The 16,227-nt window shown below is 44.6% G+C and carries 14 protein-coding genes, 1 tRNA gene and 1 pseudogene; 8 read left to right on the top strand and 8 right to left on the bottom strand.

Going from position 1 to position 16,227, the window contains the following annotated elements:
- Positions 1 to 198 precede the first annotated feature (198 nt).
- Positions 199 to 624 carry a phosphate-starvation-inducible PsiE family protein gene (locus tag FKN93_RS10935; RefSeq protein ID WP_154170361.1) on the top strand — a complete coding sequence of 142 codons (426 nt, stop codon included), beginning with the start codon at positions 199 to 201 and terminating at the stop codon, positions 622 to 624.
- A gap of 156 nt (positions 625 to 780) precedes the next feature.
- Here the strand turns inward: FKN93_RS10935 and FKN93_RS10930 are convergent, their stop codons facing one another.
- Together FKN93_RS10930 and gloB are read right to left on the bottom strand one after the other, a co-directional pair.
- Entirely contained in the window at positions 781 to 2,361 is a 1,581-nt protein-coding gene (locus FKN93_RS10930) for a LysM peptidoglycan-binding domain-containing protein (protein WP_170905102.1), read from the bottom strand.
- Positions 2,362 to 2,433: 72 nt separating this feature from the next.
- Complete coding sequence (gene gloB / locus FKN93_RS10925; RefSeq protein ID WP_170905101.1) at positions 2,434 to 3,192, bottom strand: hydroxyacylglutathione hydrolase; 759 nt, start codon at positions 3,190 to 3,192, stop codon at positions 2,434 to 2,436.
- Between the two features lie 36 nt (positions 3,193 to 3,228).
- On the opposite strand from gloB, the gene FKN93_RS10920 reads away from it, so the two are divergent.
- Complete coding sequence (locus FKN93_RS10920) at positions 3,229 to 3,963, top strand: class I SAM-dependent methyltransferase (RefSeq protein WP_154170367.1); 735 nt, start codon at positions 3,229 to 3,231, stop codon at positions 3,961 to 3,963.
- Positions 3,964 to 4,044: 81 nt separating this feature from the next.
- On the opposite strand, the gene rnhA is transcribed toward FKN93_RS10920, so the two are convergent.
- The gene (rnhA, locus tag FKN93_RS10915) at positions 4,045 to 4,506 is read right to left on the bottom strand and encodes a ribonuclease HI (RefSeq protein ID WP_170905100.1); all 462 of its coding nucleotides are present in this window, start codon (positions 4,504 to 4,506) and stop codon (positions 4,045 to 4,047) included.
- A 56-nt stretch (positions 4,507 to 4,562) separates the two neighbouring features.
- On the opposite strand from rnhA, the gene dnaQ reads away from it, so the two are divergent.
- Together dnaQ and FKN93_RS10905 are read left to right on the top strand one after the other, a co-directional pair.
- On the top strand, positions 4,563 to 5,303 hold the full coding sequence (dnaQ, locus tag FKN93_RS10910) for a DNA polymerase III subunit epsilon (protein ID WP_004394686.1): 741 nt from the start codon (positions 4,563 to 4,565) through the stop codon (positions 5,301 to 5,303).
- A gap of 8 nt (positions 5,304 to 5,311) precedes the next feature.
- On the top strand, positions 5,312 to 6,565 hold the full coding sequence (locus FKN93_RS10905) for a TIGR03503 family protein (RefSeq protein WP_170905099.1): 1,254 nt from the start codon (positions 5,312 to 5,314) through the stop codon (positions 6,563 to 6,565).
- A gap of 126 nt (positions 6,566 to 6,691) precedes the next feature.
- Here the strand turns inward: FKN93_RS10905 and fadE are convergent, their stop codons facing one another.
- On the bottom strand, positions 6,692 to 9,136 hold the full coding sequence (gene fadE, locus FKN93_RS10900; RefSeq protein WP_170905098.1) for an acyl-CoA dehydrogenase FadE: 2,445 nt from the start codon (positions 9,134 to 9,136) through the stop codon (positions 6,692 to 6,694).
- A 299-nt stretch (positions 9,137 to 9,435) separates the two neighbouring features.
- Here fadE and lpcA point away from each other — a divergent pair, with 299 nt between their 5' ends.
- The gene (lpcA, locus tag FKN93_RS10895) at positions 9,436 to 10,011 is read left to right on the top strand and encodes a D-sedoheptulose 7-phosphate isomerase (RefSeq protein ID WP_004394689.1); all 576 of its coding nucleotides are present in this window, start codon (positions 9,436 to 9,438) and stop codon (positions 10,009 to 10,011) included.
- Positions 10,012 to 10,076: 65 nt separating this feature from the next.
- Positions 10,077 to 10,922 carry a class II glutamine amidotransferase gene (locus FKN93_RS10890; RefSeq protein WP_170905097.1) on the top strand — a complete coding sequence of 282 codons (846 nt, stop codon included), beginning with the start codon at positions 10,077 to 10,079 and terminating at the stop codon, positions 10,920 to 10,922.
- A 58-nt stretch (positions 10,923 to 10,980) separates the two neighbouring features.
- Here FKN93_RS10890 and purN read toward each other — a convergent pair whose 3' ends face one another.
- Positions 10,981 to 11,619 carry a phosphoribosylglycinamide formyltransferase gene (gene purN / locus FKN93_RS10885; protein ID WP_154170371.1) on the bottom strand — a complete coding sequence of 213 codons (639 nt, stop codon included), beginning with the start codon at positions 11,617 to 11,619 and terminating at the stop codon, positions 10,981 to 10,983.
- 3 nt (positions 11,620 to 11,622) lie between these two features.
- The gene (gene purM, locus FKN93_RS10880) at positions 11,623 to 12,663 is read right to left on the bottom strand and encodes a phosphoribosylformylglycinamidine cyclo-ligase (RefSeq protein ID WP_004394692.1); all 1,041 of its coding nucleotides are present in this window, start codon (positions 12,661 to 12,663) and stop codon (positions 11,623 to 11,625) included.
- A gap of 167 nt (positions 12,664 to 12,830) precedes the next feature.
- On the opposite strand from purM, the gene upp reads away from it, so the two are divergent.
- Positions 12,831 to 13,457, top strand: coding sequence for a uracil phosphoribosyltransferase (gene upp / locus FKN93_RS10875; RefSeq protein ID WP_004394693.1), 627 nt, complete (start codon positions 12,831 to 12,833; stop codon positions 13,455 to 13,457).
- A gap of 73 nt (positions 13,458 to 13,530) precedes the next feature.
- Here upp and rluF read toward each other — a convergent pair whose 3' ends face one another.
- Together rluF and smrA are read right to left on the bottom strand one after the other, a co-directional pair.
- Positions 13,531 to 14,529: a 23S rRNA pseudouridine(2604) synthase RluF gene (gene rluF / locus FKN93_RS10870; RefSeq protein WP_158138797.1), complete on the bottom strand. Its 999-nt coding sequence runs from the start codon at positions 14,527 to 14,529 to the stop codon at positions 13,531 to 13,533.
- Between the two features lie 82 nt (positions 14,530 to 14,611).
- Positions 14,612 to 15,197, bottom strand: a pseudogene (smrA, locus tag FKN93_RS10865) (DNA endonuclease SmrA).
- 790 nt (positions 15,198 to 15,987) lie between these two features.
- Between smrA and FKN93_RS10860 the strand changes: the two are divergent.
- Positions 15,988 to 16,064: transfer RNA gene (locus FKN93_RS10860), tRNA-Pro, on the top strand.
- Positions 16,065 to 16,227: the final 163 nt, after the last annotated feature.

Here is a 16,227-nt window from a genome sequence, read left to right as displayed (position 1 = left end):
ACTACTTGCGTTGACTGTTCACAACTTAGTATAAAATGAGTCATGATTAAAATGAGATACTCAACCTGAATGGAGAGGCTTTGCGTGATTAGCGATCGGGAAAGGATGCTTAAGTTCTTCTCTAATCCCTTAATCAATCTGCGCTTAGGAATGATAAACTCAACACCTACCTATTTTGATTTGCTTGGATAAGCCACTATGCCGTCAAATTTACCTAAATCGTTTAGCCGTCCATTTTTAAAAATGTTTCATCTACTGGAAGCGGTACTACTTATTGCTATTACTTTGGCAACGGTATATGCAATTGGACACGAGTTCATACATGTTTTTGTTGAAAAACAAGTATTACTGACCGATATTCTGTTGATGTTTATTTATCTCGAAGTGTTGGCGATGGTGCAGCAATTTGTGGTTAATGGCAAAATTCCTGTGCGTTATCCTATCTACATCGCGATGATGGCCATCGCCCGCTATATTACCCTCGGTATGAAAGATTTGGATGCAGTCCCCGTTGTTTGGCTCTCTTTCGCGGCATTTATTTTAGCGGCAGCGACGCTGCTCATTCGTGCAGGACATCACTATTGGCCGTACGTTGATAGGCATACTCAAGATAAAGACGAGTAGTTAATTTAGCACAGCTGATGAGAAAGTTATCGATACTCGAAGTAGGCTGGTTGACACCAAGGTTTCTATTTTGGGGTCAATCATCACAAGGTAAGTGTTTGTCTTTTTAATCAACAAAAAAAGAGTGATACGTTACGTATCACTCTCCGAACCCATTCACACGCTTACTTGCGTTACATCCACGTACAGTTTTAAGCGTTGTCCCGGTTGTAGATATCGTTGATTAGCAAGCTCATTCCACTTGACGATATCTTGGGTGTTGACTTTAAAACGCGAAGCGATATCGCTTAAGGTATCGCCACTGCGTACTTGATAAAACACGGTGCGAATAATTGCGCCTTCACTACTTTGTTTCCAAATGACCAGTTGTTGACCGACTCGTAGCGTATCTTGCGGGCTCATCGCATTCCAACGCGCCAAAGCTTGGTAAGAGACATTGTGCGCGCAAGCAATGGTCCATAGGCTTTCCCCACTGCGTACGGTGTGGTTAAGTTGGTATTGACCTCGTGCTAACGACTGTGTTCTTGCTAGGCGATTATTAGCACTTAATGCATAAGCCTCTTCATCGGTGACAGAGGTTGGGATCATTAAATGTTGTCCGACACGAATGGTATGGCTAGTGAGGTTATTAGCGGTTTGAATGATTTGCGTGGTGGTATTATGCCGCTGAGCAATCACACTCAAGCTATCGCCGGCTTGTACTTGATAGCGAACCAACTTCATCCCTTGACCACGGTTTGATTCAACTTGTTCACTAAACTCATCGACTCTATCGACGGGTATTAACAGTTGATGCGGGCCTTCTGGGGCGGTCGCCCATTGATTATAGGCAGGGTTGTAACTTTGTAACTCTTTAACGCTGATCCCCGCATAATTGGCCGCGATAGCTAAATCTAACTGCTCTTGAGGATCAACCAAGGCTAATACGGGTTGATTACTAATACTAGGAATGGAAATCCCATACTGTTCTTGATTGGCGACAATATCTGCCAGTGCGAGAAGTTTAGGCACATAACTGCTGGTTTCTTTGGGCAGATCTAAAGAGAAGAAGTCGGTCTCTTTACCGAGTCGAGTATTTTTTCTTATTGCACTCGAGACCCGGCCGCCACCACTATTATAGGCCGCAATGGCCAAATACCAGTCGCCGTCAAAACGCTGATTCAAACGGGTTAAATATTCGAGCGCAGCATCAGTGGCGGCAACCACATCTCGACGGCCGTCATACCAAAAATTTTGCTCCAAACCAAACATGTTGCCCGTCGCTGGTACGAACTGCCATAGCCCTGCGGCTTGGCCATGAGAGTAAGCAAAGGCATCAAAGGAACTTTCTACGATTGGCAGTAAAGCGAGCTCTAACGGCAGTTCGCGTTGTTCAATCTTTTCAGTAATTAAGTACAGAAACGGTTCGGCACGTTTGGCAACAGTGGCGAGATGATTGGGATGATTGAGATACCAATTACGGTAATAATCGACCGTAGGATCGTCAGCAATCGGCATGCTTAGCTGCATCGCGATACGTTGCCAGACATCCTCTTGCTCTTGTGGTGAGCGGACGTCAATTTTAGGCGCCACGACGTGAGGTTTAGCGGTTTTTTTTGGTGACTTTTGTACTTGAACCTGCTGATCGGTTGGCTTTACCTTGCGTTGATTGGTTTCTGAACTGGTCTCGTTCTCTGGCTGGGTAAGCTGGCAACCTGCTAATAGCAGTGCAATTACCCAGCTGAATTGTACTCGCATATCACACAGCCTTGTCATAAATTGGCTGCTGATAATACTTGTCGTATTAAGCGGATGACAAGTAGCAAATCGTTAAAATTCATTCTTCCACTCACGTAAAGCGCTAAAAATAGCGAGTGGATCATGTTGTTCAGTACGATTGGCTACTGACTTAATCACGCTCGGAACCCCGGTACGCAAGAAGGGATTGACCCATTTTTCACGTTGTAAGGTGGTGGGGAGTGTTGCTTGACCTTGTGCACGCATGCGAATCACGGTGTCGCGATAAATTTGTAACTGTTCGTTATCAGGTTCAACGGCCATCGCAAAAGCGACGTTACTGGCGGTGTATTCATGAGCGCAATAGATTTCGGTTTCCTCAGGTAATGCTAATAATTTATTGAGTGAGGAAAACATTTGTTCCATCGTGCCTTCAAATACCCGCCCACAGCCTGCCGAAAACAGCACATCGCCACAAAAAAGCTTACTGTCACCGACATAACCAATATGGCCTAAAGTGTGTCCAGGAAGTCCTAAGACCATAAAACGTTCGTTAAATAATTCAATTTGATCACCATCTTCAACGGGATGAGTGAGGGTGGGAATGGGTTCTTGAGCTGGCCCCACAACATCCACATGAGGGTATTGGCGGACTAATTCGGCGACGCCACCGATATGATCATGATGATGATGGGTGATCAGAATGGCTTCTAAGGTTAATTCCTGCTGTCGTAGGTAAGCTAAAACAGGTTGAGCATCCCCCGGATCGACCACCGCACAACGGCGATCGCTATTTTCAATCAGCCAGATGTAATTATCGTTAAATGCGGGTATGCTTTTGATGTGTAACATGAGTTATCTCCAGTCACGTGGTAAAGCGATTTAGCAATGAAACCAGCACGCAGTCAAAAAAAAATTGAGAGTCCTCACTCTTGGTCCCAACTAAAAAATGGCCAGTGGGTGTGTGAGTCTATTCAAACCCGGCTTGACGAGTGGTGTCCAAAGCTTTTCGGTTATCACATGCTAAAATTGGGCGGTTTGAGCTGTGAGCTGTCCAGCGGTAATTGTACTATTCAACACCAAGTTCATCTGGATATCCATAATCCGCTCCATACGGTCATCGCTGATGCTTATGATTTACCCTTTTTAGAAAAGAGCATTGATGTTGCGATTATTGCCCATCAATTAGATTACTGTAACGACCCGCACCGTATCTTGCGTGAAGTCGACCGAGTATTGATTGATGACGGTTATGTGATTATTACTGGTTTTAATCCGATCAGTTTAACTGGCCTTGCCAGTACGATGCCTTGGCGTAAACATAACCTTCCTTGGAGTGGGCGTATGTTTACTTCGAGCCGCATTAAAGATTGGCTCAGTGTGCTGAACTATCAAGTTTTAGAATGTGATCAATACGCGCTTTTTCCGATGCAGAAATATCGTCCGCTTTGGGCCTGGTTAGAAAATGCGATGGGTGGCTGGGCAAGTCCGTTAGGAAGCTTATATTTTATTGTTGCTCGCAAGCGAACTTATCCACTTAAACCCATTAAACCACACTGGCGTTTGAAGCGACGTTTTTCGCCAGTTGGTTTTAACTATCGGGTCAAGTCAGAAGATCAATAGTTGATGATATTTCCAAGCGCTTGTTGAACCAGACGATAGCGAGCCTATGTGCCATTCTAAGTTGACTTAATAGTCATGAATTTAGGGTTGATAACCGACATCGTCTTCCGTTGGGTTTTCCGCCGCGCTACGTGCCAATTGATCACACATTTCATTTTCACGGTGACCGGCATGCCCTTTTACCCAGCGCCAATCGACCTGATGTCGCTCGGTTTCTTTTTCTAAGGCTTGCCATAAGTCGGCATTTTTCACTGGTTTTTTATCCGCCGTTTTCCAGCCTCGTTGTTTCCAGTTATGAATCCATTGAGTGATGCCTTGACGAACATATTGGCTGTCGGTGGTTAGGATGACATCGCAGGGCTCTTTTAAGCTTTGTAGAGCGATGACCGCCGCGAGCATTTCCATTCGATTATTGGTGGTGAGGCGATAGCCCTTCGATAAGGTCTTTTCAGTTTTTTTATAGCGTAACACTACGCCATAGCCACCCGGGCCAGGATTGCCTAAACACGACCCATCAGTGAAAATTTCCACTTGTTTGTTCATGATTTGATACTATTGGATTATTCACACAATTGGCATAGTCTGACATAGATATCCTTATGAATACTAGCAGCAATTCGCAACACAATCGTATTGTGGTACTTGATACCGAAACGACAGGTATGAACTTTGAAGGCGGACCTCATTATGAAGGCCATCGGATCATTGAGATCGGCGCGGTTGAAATTATTGATCGGAAATTAACCGGACGGCATTTCCATGTTTATTTAAAACCAGATCGTGAGATTCAACCGCAAGCAATTGAAGTTCATGGTATTACCGATGCCTTCTTAGTCGATAAGCCGCAATATAAAGAAGTCCATCAGGAGTTTTTAGACTTTATCAAAGGGGCGGAGTTAGTGGCTCATAACGCGTCATTTGACGTCGGCTTCATGGATTATGAGTTCGCCAAAGTCAACCCTGCGATTGGCAAAACTGAGCAGTATTGCAAAATTACCGATACCTTGGCGATGGCGAAGAAAATCTTCCCCGGTAAGCGCAATAACCTCGATATTCTTTGTGATCGCTATGGGATAGATAATTCACATCGAACCTTGCACGGCGCTTTGCTCGATGCGGAAATCCTCGCTGATGTTTATTTATTAATGACTGGTGGGCAGACTTCATTACAGTTTTCTGCTAGTTCACAAAGTGGCGAGCCGGCTGGGAGTTTTGTGCAGCGCGTACAAGGTGAGAGGAAAAACCTTAAGGTTTTACGTGCATCGGCCGATGAAATAGAAGCTCACCAACAACGTTTGGATGTGGTTGAAAAAAGTGGAATTTGCCTCTGGCGTCAGTAGGAGAGAGTATGTTACGGCTAGGAATAGTGATACTGAGTTTGTTATGCAGTATAGGAAGTTTTGCCAGCAATGAATCATCGCTTACCTTGCTTGATAACCGTTTTCGGGTGGATCCTACGATTTCACAAATCACCTTTGTCATTTATCGAGAGCAAAACCCCCGTCCTGTGGTATTAGTTCGCCCAGACGGTTTTAAGTATTATGCTTCTCGTCACCCTGATTACGTTCGATGGTATCAAGAGTCATCAATGGATATCGTTTCGATTGATAAACCGATGCCGGGGCCGTGGCAAGCTATAGGCCAGATTTCGCCCAATAACCACGTGCGTTTGATTTCGCATTTGCAATTGGAAACTGATCAATTACCGCATCGCTTATATCAAGATGAAACAATTAAATTTACCGCGCGTTTAACCTCGGACGGCGAGCCGCTGTTATTAAGAGATTTCCTTGATCGGGTTAAGCTTACCGTGACCTTTACTCGTTATGTCGACGATGAACAACAGTTACCTCAAGAAATGCGTCCAATTCCCGAAGTAATTGGGCAATTTACCGATGATGGTCGAGGATTAGATGAAAAGCCGGGTGATGGTGTTTTTACCGTCGCTTTACCGATAACTCCTGAACCGGGTAAGTACCGTGTGCGCATCACTTCGGGCAATGGTGTCTTTTTACGTGCTCAAGAACAGGTAATTTTGGTTTATCCCGCTCCAGTTGTGGCCACCTTTATCCAGTCACGAACTCAAGGTGTTGCTCATCAAATTAGTTTTAATGGTGAACGAGGCATGATAGAGCCTGGTTCTATGGTTGCGCATATCGAGCATCGAGAATTAGGACAACCGCCATTTCTTGCCCAAGGGCAAGCCGACCCCTCTGGTTTAGGCGTTGTTCTAATGGTTCCTAATGAGAAGCAATTTGGTAATTTTGCGTGGAATGGGCAAGTTTATGCGACGGATTTAGCAACCCAAAGACCACTCATCTTCCCCATTCGAGAGCAAACCTATGGGGTGGTCAGTGAAATTGATTTAGCGACGACTCGGCGTATGCAAGAAGCTGAGTTAGAAAATCTTCGTCGTTTAGAGCAAGAAAAGCTCATTCAACATATGCGAGAGCAAGCTCGCCGCCGTACGATGATGTACATTATTTTGGGTAATCTTTTCGTTATTATTGTTGCGCTTGCTGGGTGGTTTATTCGTCGTAAGCTGAAAGCGAAAGCGGTAGCCATACAAGAGATGAATCTAAATATTCCGAAAAAACCGTAAACCACAATCGTGAAGAAAAGAAAATAACCGCAACAAAAAAGGAGGCAAGCCTCCTTTTTTGTTTATTGAGCAAACGCTAAACGCTCGTTTTTTCTGATTGAGTGGTCCCCTTTTTCTCGTTTGAAGTTACGCGACTTCTTCGAGTTTGGGGTGAGACTTTTTTGCTGCAAGTTCCTGCGGGTCAAAATCATCAACGTTAATCGTGTATAGACGATGGGCCTCAGCTTCAATCAATAGATCTGCTTCCCACTGAGTAAGCAACTGCTTCTCTAAACCGATTTTCGCTAGCTGATCCAATTGAGTAAAAGGACGACGCTGATTGAGCGCGTCACACATCTTAGTAAAGATTGGCTCAGCTTGGAGAATAATACTCAACGCTTGTTCTATCTTACCTGCTGGGTTGTGTTCGGTTGGCAGTAAGTATTGATTACGTCCTAAGCGTGAACGTGCAGCACTAGGGGTTTGTAAGATCTGAGCAACCTGACTATCCAAATGGTCATTGGGCGCTTTACGAACTCGTCCAATAGGCATAATAAGAACACGAAGTAACTTACCAATAACAGGATTAGGGAAGTTAGCTAAGAACTCATCAATCGCTAGTTCGGTTTGTTTCAAACTATCTTGAAGTCCCCAATGAACGAATGGTAAATCTTCACTTGGTCGCCCATCATTTTCAAAGCGTTTCAGTGTAGCAGAGCTTAAATAGAGCTGACTTAAGATATCTCCTAAACGTGCCGATAAGCGCTCTCTACGTTTGAGTGAACCACCCAATACCGCCATCGAAATATCGGCCAGTAATGCTAAGTTGGCACTGTAACGATTAAGTTTTTGGTAATAACGCTTGGTGGGGCCTTTGCTTGGCGCTGACGAGCCATAGCCATCGGTAATCCCAAACCAAATACTGCGCACCAGGTTACTTAAAGTAAAGGAAACATGGCCAGCGAGAGCTTGGTCAAACTGCTCTACAGCGTCTGAACGGTCTGAGTAAGCGGCTTCCATCTCTTTTAGTACATAAGGATGGCAGCGAATGGCTCCCTGACCAAAGATGATCATGGAACGAGTTAAAATATTCGCCCCTTCAACGGTAATGGCAATCGGTGAACCTTGGTAACCACGCGCTAAAAAGTTGGCAGGGCCTAAGCAGATCCCTTTTCCGCCGACGATGTCCATCGCATCAATAATTGAACGTTGACCACGATGAGTACAGTGGTACTTCACTATCGCTGAAATAACGGACGGTTTTTCGCCTAAATCGATGCCTGCTACGGTTAAATTACTCGCTGCATCCATCACATAAGCGTTGCCCCCTAAACGCGCGAGTGGTTCTTCAATGCCTTCCATTTGACCAATCGGTTGCTTGAACTGACGGCGAATACGCGCATAAGCTCCGGTTGCTAGGGCGGCGGTTTTTAGGCCTCCCGTTGAGTTGGAGGGAAGAGTAATACCACGACCAACCGATAAACACTCAACCAGCATACGCCAGCCTTGCCCAGCCATTTTTGGCCCACCAATGATGAAATCAAGGGGAACAAAAAGATCGGTCGCTCGGGTTGGACCATTTTGGAAAGGCACATTGAGCGGGAAATGACGATTACCAATCTCAACACCTTTTAAGTGAGTGGGTATCAAAGCACAGGTGATGCCCAGCTCAGGAGTATCCCCTAGTAGACCATCAGGATCTCGCAGTTTAAAAGCTAAGCCAAGTACGGTAGCGACGGGGGCTAAAGTGATATAACGCTTGTTCCAGGTGAGACGCATACCAAGCACTTCTTTCCCTTCCCATTCGCCTTTGCAGACCACGCCAAAATCTGGAATAGAGCCAGCATCCGATCCTGCTTCTGGGCTAGTGAGTGCAAAACATGGGATCTCTTTACCTTCCGCGAGGCGAGGTAAATAGTAGTCTTTCTGCTCTTGAGTACCATAATGTTGCAACAGCTCACCTGGGCCTAAAGAGTTTGGAACACCAACGGTGGAGGAAAGCACTCCAGAGACACCAGTTAATTTTTGCAGTACCAGAGATTGTGCATAAGCTGAAAATTCTAAACCGCCGTATTTTTTCTTAATGATCATCGCAAAAAATTTATGATCTTTAAGATATTGCCAGACTTCAGGGGGTAAGTCGGCCAACTCGTGAGTGACTTGATAGTCATTCACCATCGCGCAGACTTCGTTAACTGGGCCATCAAGGAAAGCCTGTTCTTCCGCACTCAGTATTGGAGCTTTGATATTTTTCAGTTGCTGCCAGTCTGGTTTACCTTTAAACAGCTCGGCTTCCCACCACACGGTACCCGCTTCGAGCGCTTCTTTTTCCGTTTGTGACATGGCAGGTAATACTTTTTTAAAAACCCGTAGAGCTTTCCCGCTGATTAAGCTTTGGCGAACGGATGGAACGGCAAAAATAGCGACTGCCGCTAGATAGATAACCCAGCCAAAGAAACCAATCGGGCCAAACAGGGTTAAGCCAAACATGGTTAGGGTTAAAGCGACTAATCCAGTAAATAGCGACGTACGATGGTATAAGCAAGCGCTTAATACCAGCAATATGCCGAGTGTAGAGAGCAAGATATCCATAATTATTTCCTTTTACAGACTCAATGAGACCTGATAGGTGAGGTGGTCTAACCAGTAGGATTGTAATCAATATATTAATGAAATGTAAAACATCAAACCGGTCAAAAAGTGATCTCAGTGAAAAGAAAACTGCAAATTGTGCGTCAAGCGTCAATTTTGCATAGAAAATATCATCGGATTCGGTCAATTTGTTGAGAACAGACTCTCGACAGAGAATCTCGTTTGGGTAAACTCAATGACATACCTGAGTTTCCCTAATTGAAACTTACCTGTCAGCAGAATAACCAAGAGACCAGATTATGTATCATGATTTAATTCGCAGTGAACTTAATGAAGCCGCCGAAGTATTGAATGCCTTTTTAAGCGATGATCACAATATCGCGCAAATTGAAGCTGCAGCAAAAATGATTGCTGATTCTTTTAAACAGGGGGGGAAAGTACTGTCTTGTGGTAATGGCGGCTCGCATTGTGATGCGATGCATTTTGCTGAAGAGTTAACGGGTCGTTATCGTGACAATCGTCCGGGTTATCCTGGAATTGCGATTTCAGATCCCAGCCATCTTTCTTGTGTAAGTAATGATTTTGGTTATGACTACGTTTTTTCGCGCTACGTAGAAGCGGTGGGAAGTAAAGGCGACGTGCTGTTTGGTCTTTCTACTTCAGGTAATTCAGGCAACATTTTAAAAGCGATTGAAGCGGCGAAGGCGAAAGGGATGAAGACGATTGCCCTCACCGGAAAAGATGGTGGAAAAATGGCTGGCCTTGCTGATGTAGAAATTCGCGTTCCACATTTTGGTTATGCTGATCGCATCCAAGAGGTGCACATTAAAATCATTCACATTGTTATCCAACTGATTGAAAAAGAGATGGCATAAATCGAACGATGGATTTGCTGAGAGTGAATCTAATCGCCGAGGGTTTATTAGGAGTGATATAAACCATGTGTGAATTACTCGGTATGAGTGCCAATGTTCCGACCGATATCTGCTTTAGCTTTACGGGTTTAATGCAACGCGGCGGTAAAACGGGTCCCCATCGTGATGGATGGGGGATAACCTTTTATGAAGGTCGTGGTTTTCGGACGTTTAAAGATCCAGCGCCCAGTTGTCAGTCACAAATCGCTCAGTTGGTGCAGAACTATCCGATAAAAAGTTGTGCAGTGATTAGCCATATTCGTCAAGCGAATCGTGGGGCGGTTAACTTAGAAAATACCCACCCGTTCACGCGTGAATTATGGGGGCGATATTGGACTTTTGCGCATAATGGTCAACTGGTTGATTATCAGCGTTTGGCGCAAGGGCGTCATCGCCCGGTTGGTCAAACTGATAGTGAAGCGGCATTTTGTTGGTTACTGGATAAGTTAGAGCAGCGTTACCCGCAGATCCCCGACAATATGCTGTCGGTTTTCCAGTATGTGAGTCAATTATGCGATCAACTGCGTGATAAAGGCGTATTTAATATGCTTTTTTCTGATGGCGATTATCTGATGAGTTATTGTACTAACCATCTGTACTGGATCACTCGCCGAGCCCCCTTTGGCCATGCGGCATTGATTGATGAAGATGTTGAAGTGAATTTTCAAGAAGAGACGACGCCTAATGATGTAGTCTCGGTGATTGCTACTCAACCTTTGACAGGAAATGAAATATGGCAACGTATGAAGCCAGGCGAGTTTAATTTGTTCCACTTAGGTGAGCGAGTGGCGACGAATGTTGACCAATTGACTGCGGTCGCCTTTGCCCAAGCCAAGCCGGGTAATCAGGCCCCGACTGAACCTTTAGGCTAAAGAGTTTCATTAATACCAAGGGGAGTTGATACTCCCCTTGGTTATTTCGTGGCGTGAGCTACTGATCCGCGTAGCCATGAATCCCTAAAATATGACCATCCAAAAGGGCTTTGCCATTCGTCATGGTTAAGCGTCCTTCGACAAACCACTGTACGACTAAGGGATAGATCCGATACTCCTGAGATTGTACTCGAGCAGTCAGGCTTTCTACCGTATCGTTATCAAAAATAGGCACTTTGGCTTGTAAAATCACCGGGCCGCCATCCAATTGCTCAGTAACAAAGTGGACGCTAGTACCGTGTTCTTCATCGCCAGCATGAATGGCTCTTTGATAAGTGTTTAACCCTGGGTACTTAGGCAGTAATGAGGGATGGATATTGATCATCCGACCAAAATAATGGCGAACAAAATCACTACTTAAGATACGCATATAGCCAGCGAGTACCACTAAATCTGGCGCATATTCATCCATCCACTTCATTAAATCAGCGTCAAATGCATCACGAGTTTCATAGGCCTTAGGATCAATAAAATGCGCTGCGGCTCCCGCTTTTTTCGCTCGCTCTAAAGCGTATGCTGTTGCTTTGTTTGAAAAAACAGCCGTTACTTTGCCATTATGGATACTTGTCTCACAAGCATCGATGATCGCTTGTAAATTAGAACCATTTCCTGAAACTAAAACAACAATACTTTTCATGAATTATTTGATCTCTACTTGCTCTTCATTGGTTTGTGCTTGAGCAATCTGACCGATAACCCATGCCGTTTCACCTTCTTGCTGTAGCAGCTCAACCGCCGCTTGTGCTTGGGCTTGAGGTAGGGCAATCACTAAGCCGACGCCACAGTTGAACGTACGATACATTTCACGCGTTGCTACATTGCCTTTCTCTTGTAGCCAAGTGAAAATCGCTGGCCATTGCCAACTGCTACCATCAATCACCGCTTTAGTTCCTTGCGGTAATACTCGTGGGATGTTTTCCCAGAAACCGCCGCCAGTAATATGAGAAATGGCGTGAATATCATGTTCAGCAATCAGCTTTAAGCCAGATTTTATATAAATTCGGGTTGGTTCAAGTAAATGTTCACCGATGGTTTTACCAGCCAATTGTTCATTCTTATCAGCGCCCGAGACTTCAAGAATTTTACGGATTAGTGAATAGCCATTAGAGTGAGGACCACTGGAACCGACAGCGATGAGTGCATCACCCACGGCCACTTTGGAACCATCGATAATCGCTTCTTTCTCAACCACACCGACACAGAACCCAGCGACGTCATAGTCTTCGCCTTCGTACATTCCCGGCATCTCTGCTGTTTCTCCGCCGATTAACGCGCATCCCGCTTGGACACAGCCATCGGCAATCCCAGAGACGACATCCGCTGCTGTATCGACGTCCAGTTTTCCGGTCGCATAATAATCAAGGAAAAACAGCGGTTCAGCGCCTTGTACGATCAAATCATTGACGCACATCGCCACTAAATCGATGCCGATGGTGTCGTGTTTTTTCATATCCAAAGCTAAGCGTAGTTTTGTCCCTACGCCATCGGTCCCAGAAACCAAAACCGGATGCTTGTATTTACTTGGAAGTTCACACAGGGCACCAAAGCCGCCAAGGCCACCCATAACTTCAGGACGACGAGTACGCTTTACTGCGCCTTTAATTCGTTCAACCAGTGCGTTGCCTGCATCAATATCTACACCGGCATCTTTGTAGCTAAGAGAAGTGTTGTTACCGCTCACGGGGGAAGTCCTCGATCTAATTGGATATGAAAACGCCGCTATTCTACAGGGCTTAAATCAAAAAGGAAAACGTTTGCGTCAGTTTTTTTATCCAGATTTAAACGCTTAAAATAGGTAGAAATGCGTGTATAATCGAAAAGTTTATTTAAATTATGCCGGAGATGAAAATGAAAGTTGTTGAAGTGAAACACCCTCTAGTCAAACATAAACTGGGTTTAATGCGAGAAGGTGATATCAGCACTAAACGTTTTCGTGAGCTAGCGACTGAGGTTGCCAGTTTATTAACTTATGAAGCGACTTCAGATTTTGAGACAGAAAAAGTGACGATTGAAGGCTGGGATGGTCCTGTTGCTGTTGATCAAATTAAAGGCAAAAAGGTCACGGTTGTCCCGATTCTACGTGCGGGCCTTGGTATGATGGATGGGGTACTAGAGCATATTCCTAGCGCAAGAATCAGTGTTGTCGGCATCTACCGTGATGAAGAAACACTTGAGCCAGTGCCTTACTTTAATAAACTGGCATCGAACATTGAAGAGCGTATTGCGCTGGTGGTTGACCCTATGTTGGCGACTGGTGGCTCGATGATTGCAACGATTGATCTTCTAAAAGAGAAAGGATGTAATCAAATAAAAGTGCTAGTCTTGGTCGCAGCGCCAGAAGGCATTGAAGCACTGAAAAAAGTGCATCCAGATGTTGAACTTTACACCGCCGCCATTGATGAGAAACTCAATGACAAAGGCTACATCGTGCCTGGTTTGGGAGATGCTGGCGATAAGATTTTTGGTACTAAATAACGGCGTTTTTTAATTCGCTAAGTGATACAAACATGATGAGGAGCCTTGGCTCCTCATCATGTTTCAAGGTCTGCTATTTTTTCAAGCTCAGCGTGCCGGCTTTTCGGGTTGGATTACGGCGTGCAGAGCGAGCAGTATTGTCGTTACGTTTAACGTCGCCGTGCTGCTGGCGCTGTTCTCGGCCTTTTTTTGAATTTGGCGCATGACGAAACTCATTGGCTTGACGCCCCTGATAAGTTTTGTGGGGAGTTTCGGAGGTGGTTTTGGATTGCGCCAATCGACTATCAAACAATTTTGCATCGGTGGCTTTGCGGATCTGTTTACCTGAACTATCGGTTTTTGATGCCTCTTCAGTACTGACTGAGCTTTCGCACATCGCGAGGATCTCATTGACTTCGGCATCGGTTAAATAACGCCATTGACCATTCGGTATGCCATCTAGTGTGATGTTCATAATACGTACACGACGTAGTTTAAACACTTCATAACCCAGTGCTTCACACATGCGACGAATTTGTCTATTTAATCCTTGGGTAAGGATAATTCTAAATGAGTACTGGGTCTCTTGAACCACTTTACACGGTAGGGTGACGGTATCAAGAATATTGACCCCCGCAGACATTTGACGAATAAATTCTGCACTAATCGGTTTATTGACCCGTACCACGTATTCCTTTTCGTGGTTATTACCGGCACGTAAAATTTTATTAACGATATCACCGTCATTAGTCAAAAAAATCAACCCATCAGAGGGTTTATCGAGGCGACCGATGGGGAATATACGTTTATTGTGTCCAATAAAATCGACAATATTACCAGGGACATCTCGTTCGGTGGTACAGGTGATGCCAGTCGGTTTATTTAACGCAATATAAATGGGTTTTTCTTTATAGCCGACCGGTTTGCCATCAATGCATACTTGGTCGTGTTCAGTGACTTTGCTGCCCATTGGTGGCAGTTGCCCATTAATGGTTACACGACCTTGCTCAATCAGTTTGTCGGCCTCACGGCGCGAACAAAAGCCCGTTTCACTAATGTATTTATTTAAGCGTTTTTCGGTTAACGATGACATGAAAACTCCTGACGTTTCTCAACGGAATGGTGAAAAAATGAAATGAAGTAGATGAACGGAGCATTTTACCAGTTATTGCACTTTAACCAAGCCGTTTTTGATGGCGTTCTCGATTCTCACTTTTCTGATTTTTACTTTTCTTTAACAGCAGATAAACCGCACCACTTCCACCGTGAAAGCGTTGTGCACTATGCGCGCATTGTACTTCATCAATTTGAGTTAACCAGCTGGCGACAAAGCTTTTCATTAACGCTTGTGGGGTAGAGCGCTCCCCTCGACCATGGACGATGAGCACGGTTCGCAAGTCCATTTTTATGCATTGAGCGATAAAGTGAATCACTTCATCGCGAGCTTGTTTGAGGGTTTTTCGATGTAAGTCTAGTCGTGCTTGTAAGGGGTATTTACCTAAGCGGAGTTTCTTATACACCCCATCCTGAATACCTGCTTTTTTATATTCAATGATGTCATCAGGTTTGAGCATGGGGGCGCAATCGATGGAAAGATAATCCGGTTCTTGCGTCGATAACGTGATGGCTGCTTGGCGTTTGGCGTTTGGCGAGTTGTGCTTCGGTGATAGTATACGGTTTGTTAAGTTGTGCGACATCGTGAGCCAGTGGTTTTACATCATCCATCATTTGCTGAAATAGTTCTAAATCATCGTTAGGCATCATCACACCTTAAATTCGCAATTGGCTTGGTAAGTTGATTATACCGATGCAGAGAAAGCGTTGATCAGTTTGTTATTAAAAAAAACCGAAGTAGACAAATTATCTACTTCGGTGCATAGCGTGAGACTATTTAACAATCGAAGCTAAGCGATCTAGTGAGGAGATTTGTCCTTGATCACTTTGTAAACCACTAAACTGGCTAAAAGTAGCCTGAGGCTGACCGTCTGTAGATTAAGCGGATAGCATTACCCAGTCGTTACTTAGGTCTGACGTCTCTGTTTCTCACAAAGTGTTTAAAGACCCTGACACCTTAAAACCCTGCCCAAGTTTTGACGCTGATCTGGATCAAATGTAGTTAATTGGTTGCATTTATGTTTAAGATTGTGTGCCTTTAATCACATTTTGTTCGCTTTGTTCAAGTTTTGTTCGAACGTCATCTGGAAAATTGAAAAGCGTCGAAAAGGACTTGCTTCACAAAAAAGAATCGGTAACATACCCAGCATAGAACGGTGAATAGCGCAGCTTGGTAGCGCATCTCTGGGTTTAGGAATAGCGGACCAGAGAAGTTTCTTCTTTCGCTAATCTAAAGTAGAAATCAATTCAGTGATTAGCACAGCTTTGTAGTGCATCTCTGAGTTTAGGAATAGCGGACCAGAGAAGTTTCTTCTTTTGCTAATCCAAAGTAGAAATCAATTCAGTGATTAGCACAGCTTTGTAGTGCATCTCTGAGTTTAGGAATAGCGGACCAGAGAAGTTTCTTCTTTTGCTAATCCAAAGTAAAAAATCAATTCGGTGAATAGCGCAGCTTGGTAGCGCATCTGGTTTGGGACCAGAGGGTCGGGGGTTCGAATCCCTCTTCACCGACCATATTTAAGGCCTCAGCCATTGTGCTGGGGCTTTTTCTGTATAGAGAAAACCCCCAGCTAGGCTGGGGGTTCCGTAAAGCTTTCAGCTATAAGTCAGTTATAAAGCCCCTTTCAATTTGTTAAAACACTCTTGCGGTCTGGCAACTGCGAGAGTTAAACGAAAA

Origin of the sequence: Vibrio sp. A8-1 (assembly GCF_013048685.1) — a bacterium.
GTDB classification, from domain to species: Bacteria; Pseudomonadota; Gammaproteobacteria; order Enterobacterales; family Vibrionaceae; genus Vibrio; species Vibrio metschnikovii.
This window is presented reverse-complemented; position numbering and strand designations above follow the sequence as displayed.

Excerpts from the sequence above, each read along its gene's own strand:
- FKN93_RS10935 (WP_154170361.1), top strand. The coding sequence starts at position 199 with ATGCCGTCAAATTTACCTAAATCGTTTAGCCGTCCATTTTTAAAAATG.
- FKN93_RS10930 (WP_170905102.1), bottom strand. The coding sequence starts at position 2,361 with ATGCGAGTACAATTCAGCTGGGTAATTGCACTGCTATTAGCAGGTTGC.
- gloB (WP_170905101.1), bottom strand. The coding sequence starts at position 3,192 with ATGTTACACATCAAAAGCATACCCGCATTTAACGATAATTACATCTGG.
- FKN93_RS10920 (WP_154170367.1), top strand. The coding sequence starts at position 3,229 with ATGAAACCAGCACGCAGTCAAAAAAAAATTGAGAGTCCTCACTCTTGG.
- rnhA (WP_170905100.1), bottom strand. The coding sequence starts at position 4,506 with ATGAACAAACAAGTGGAAATTTTCACTGATGGGTCGTGTTTAGGCAAT.
- dnaQ (WP_004394686.1), top strand. The coding sequence starts at position 4,563 with ATGAATACTAGCAGCAATTCGCAACACAATCGTATTGTGGTACTTGAT.
- FKN93_RS10905 (WP_170905099.1), top strand. The coding sequence starts at position 5,312 with ATGTTACGGCTAGGAATAGTGATACTGAGTTTGTTATGCAGTATAGGA.
- fadE (WP_170905098.1), bottom strand. The coding sequence starts at position 9,136 with ATGGATATCTTGCTCTCTACACTCGGCATATTGCTGGTATTAAGCGCT.
- lpcA (WP_004394689.1), top strand. The coding sequence starts at position 9,436 with ATGTATCATGATTTAATTCGCAGTGAACTTAATGAAGCCGCCGAAGTA.
- FKN93_RS10890 (WP_170905097.1), top strand. The coding sequence starts at position 10,077 with ATGTGTGAATTACTCGGTATGAGTGCCAATGTTCCGACCGATATCTGC.
- purN (WP_154170371.1), bottom strand. The coding sequence starts at position 11,619 with ATGAAAAGTATTGTTGTTTTAGTTTCAGGAAATGGTTCTAATTTACAA.
- upp (WP_004394693.1), top strand. The coding sequence starts at position 12,831 with ATGAAAGTTGTTGAAGTGAAACACCCTCTAGTCAAACATAAACTGGGT.
- rluF (WP_158138797.1), bottom strand. The coding sequence starts at position 14,529 with ATGTCATCGTTAACCGAAAAACGCTTAAATAAATACATTAGTGAAACG.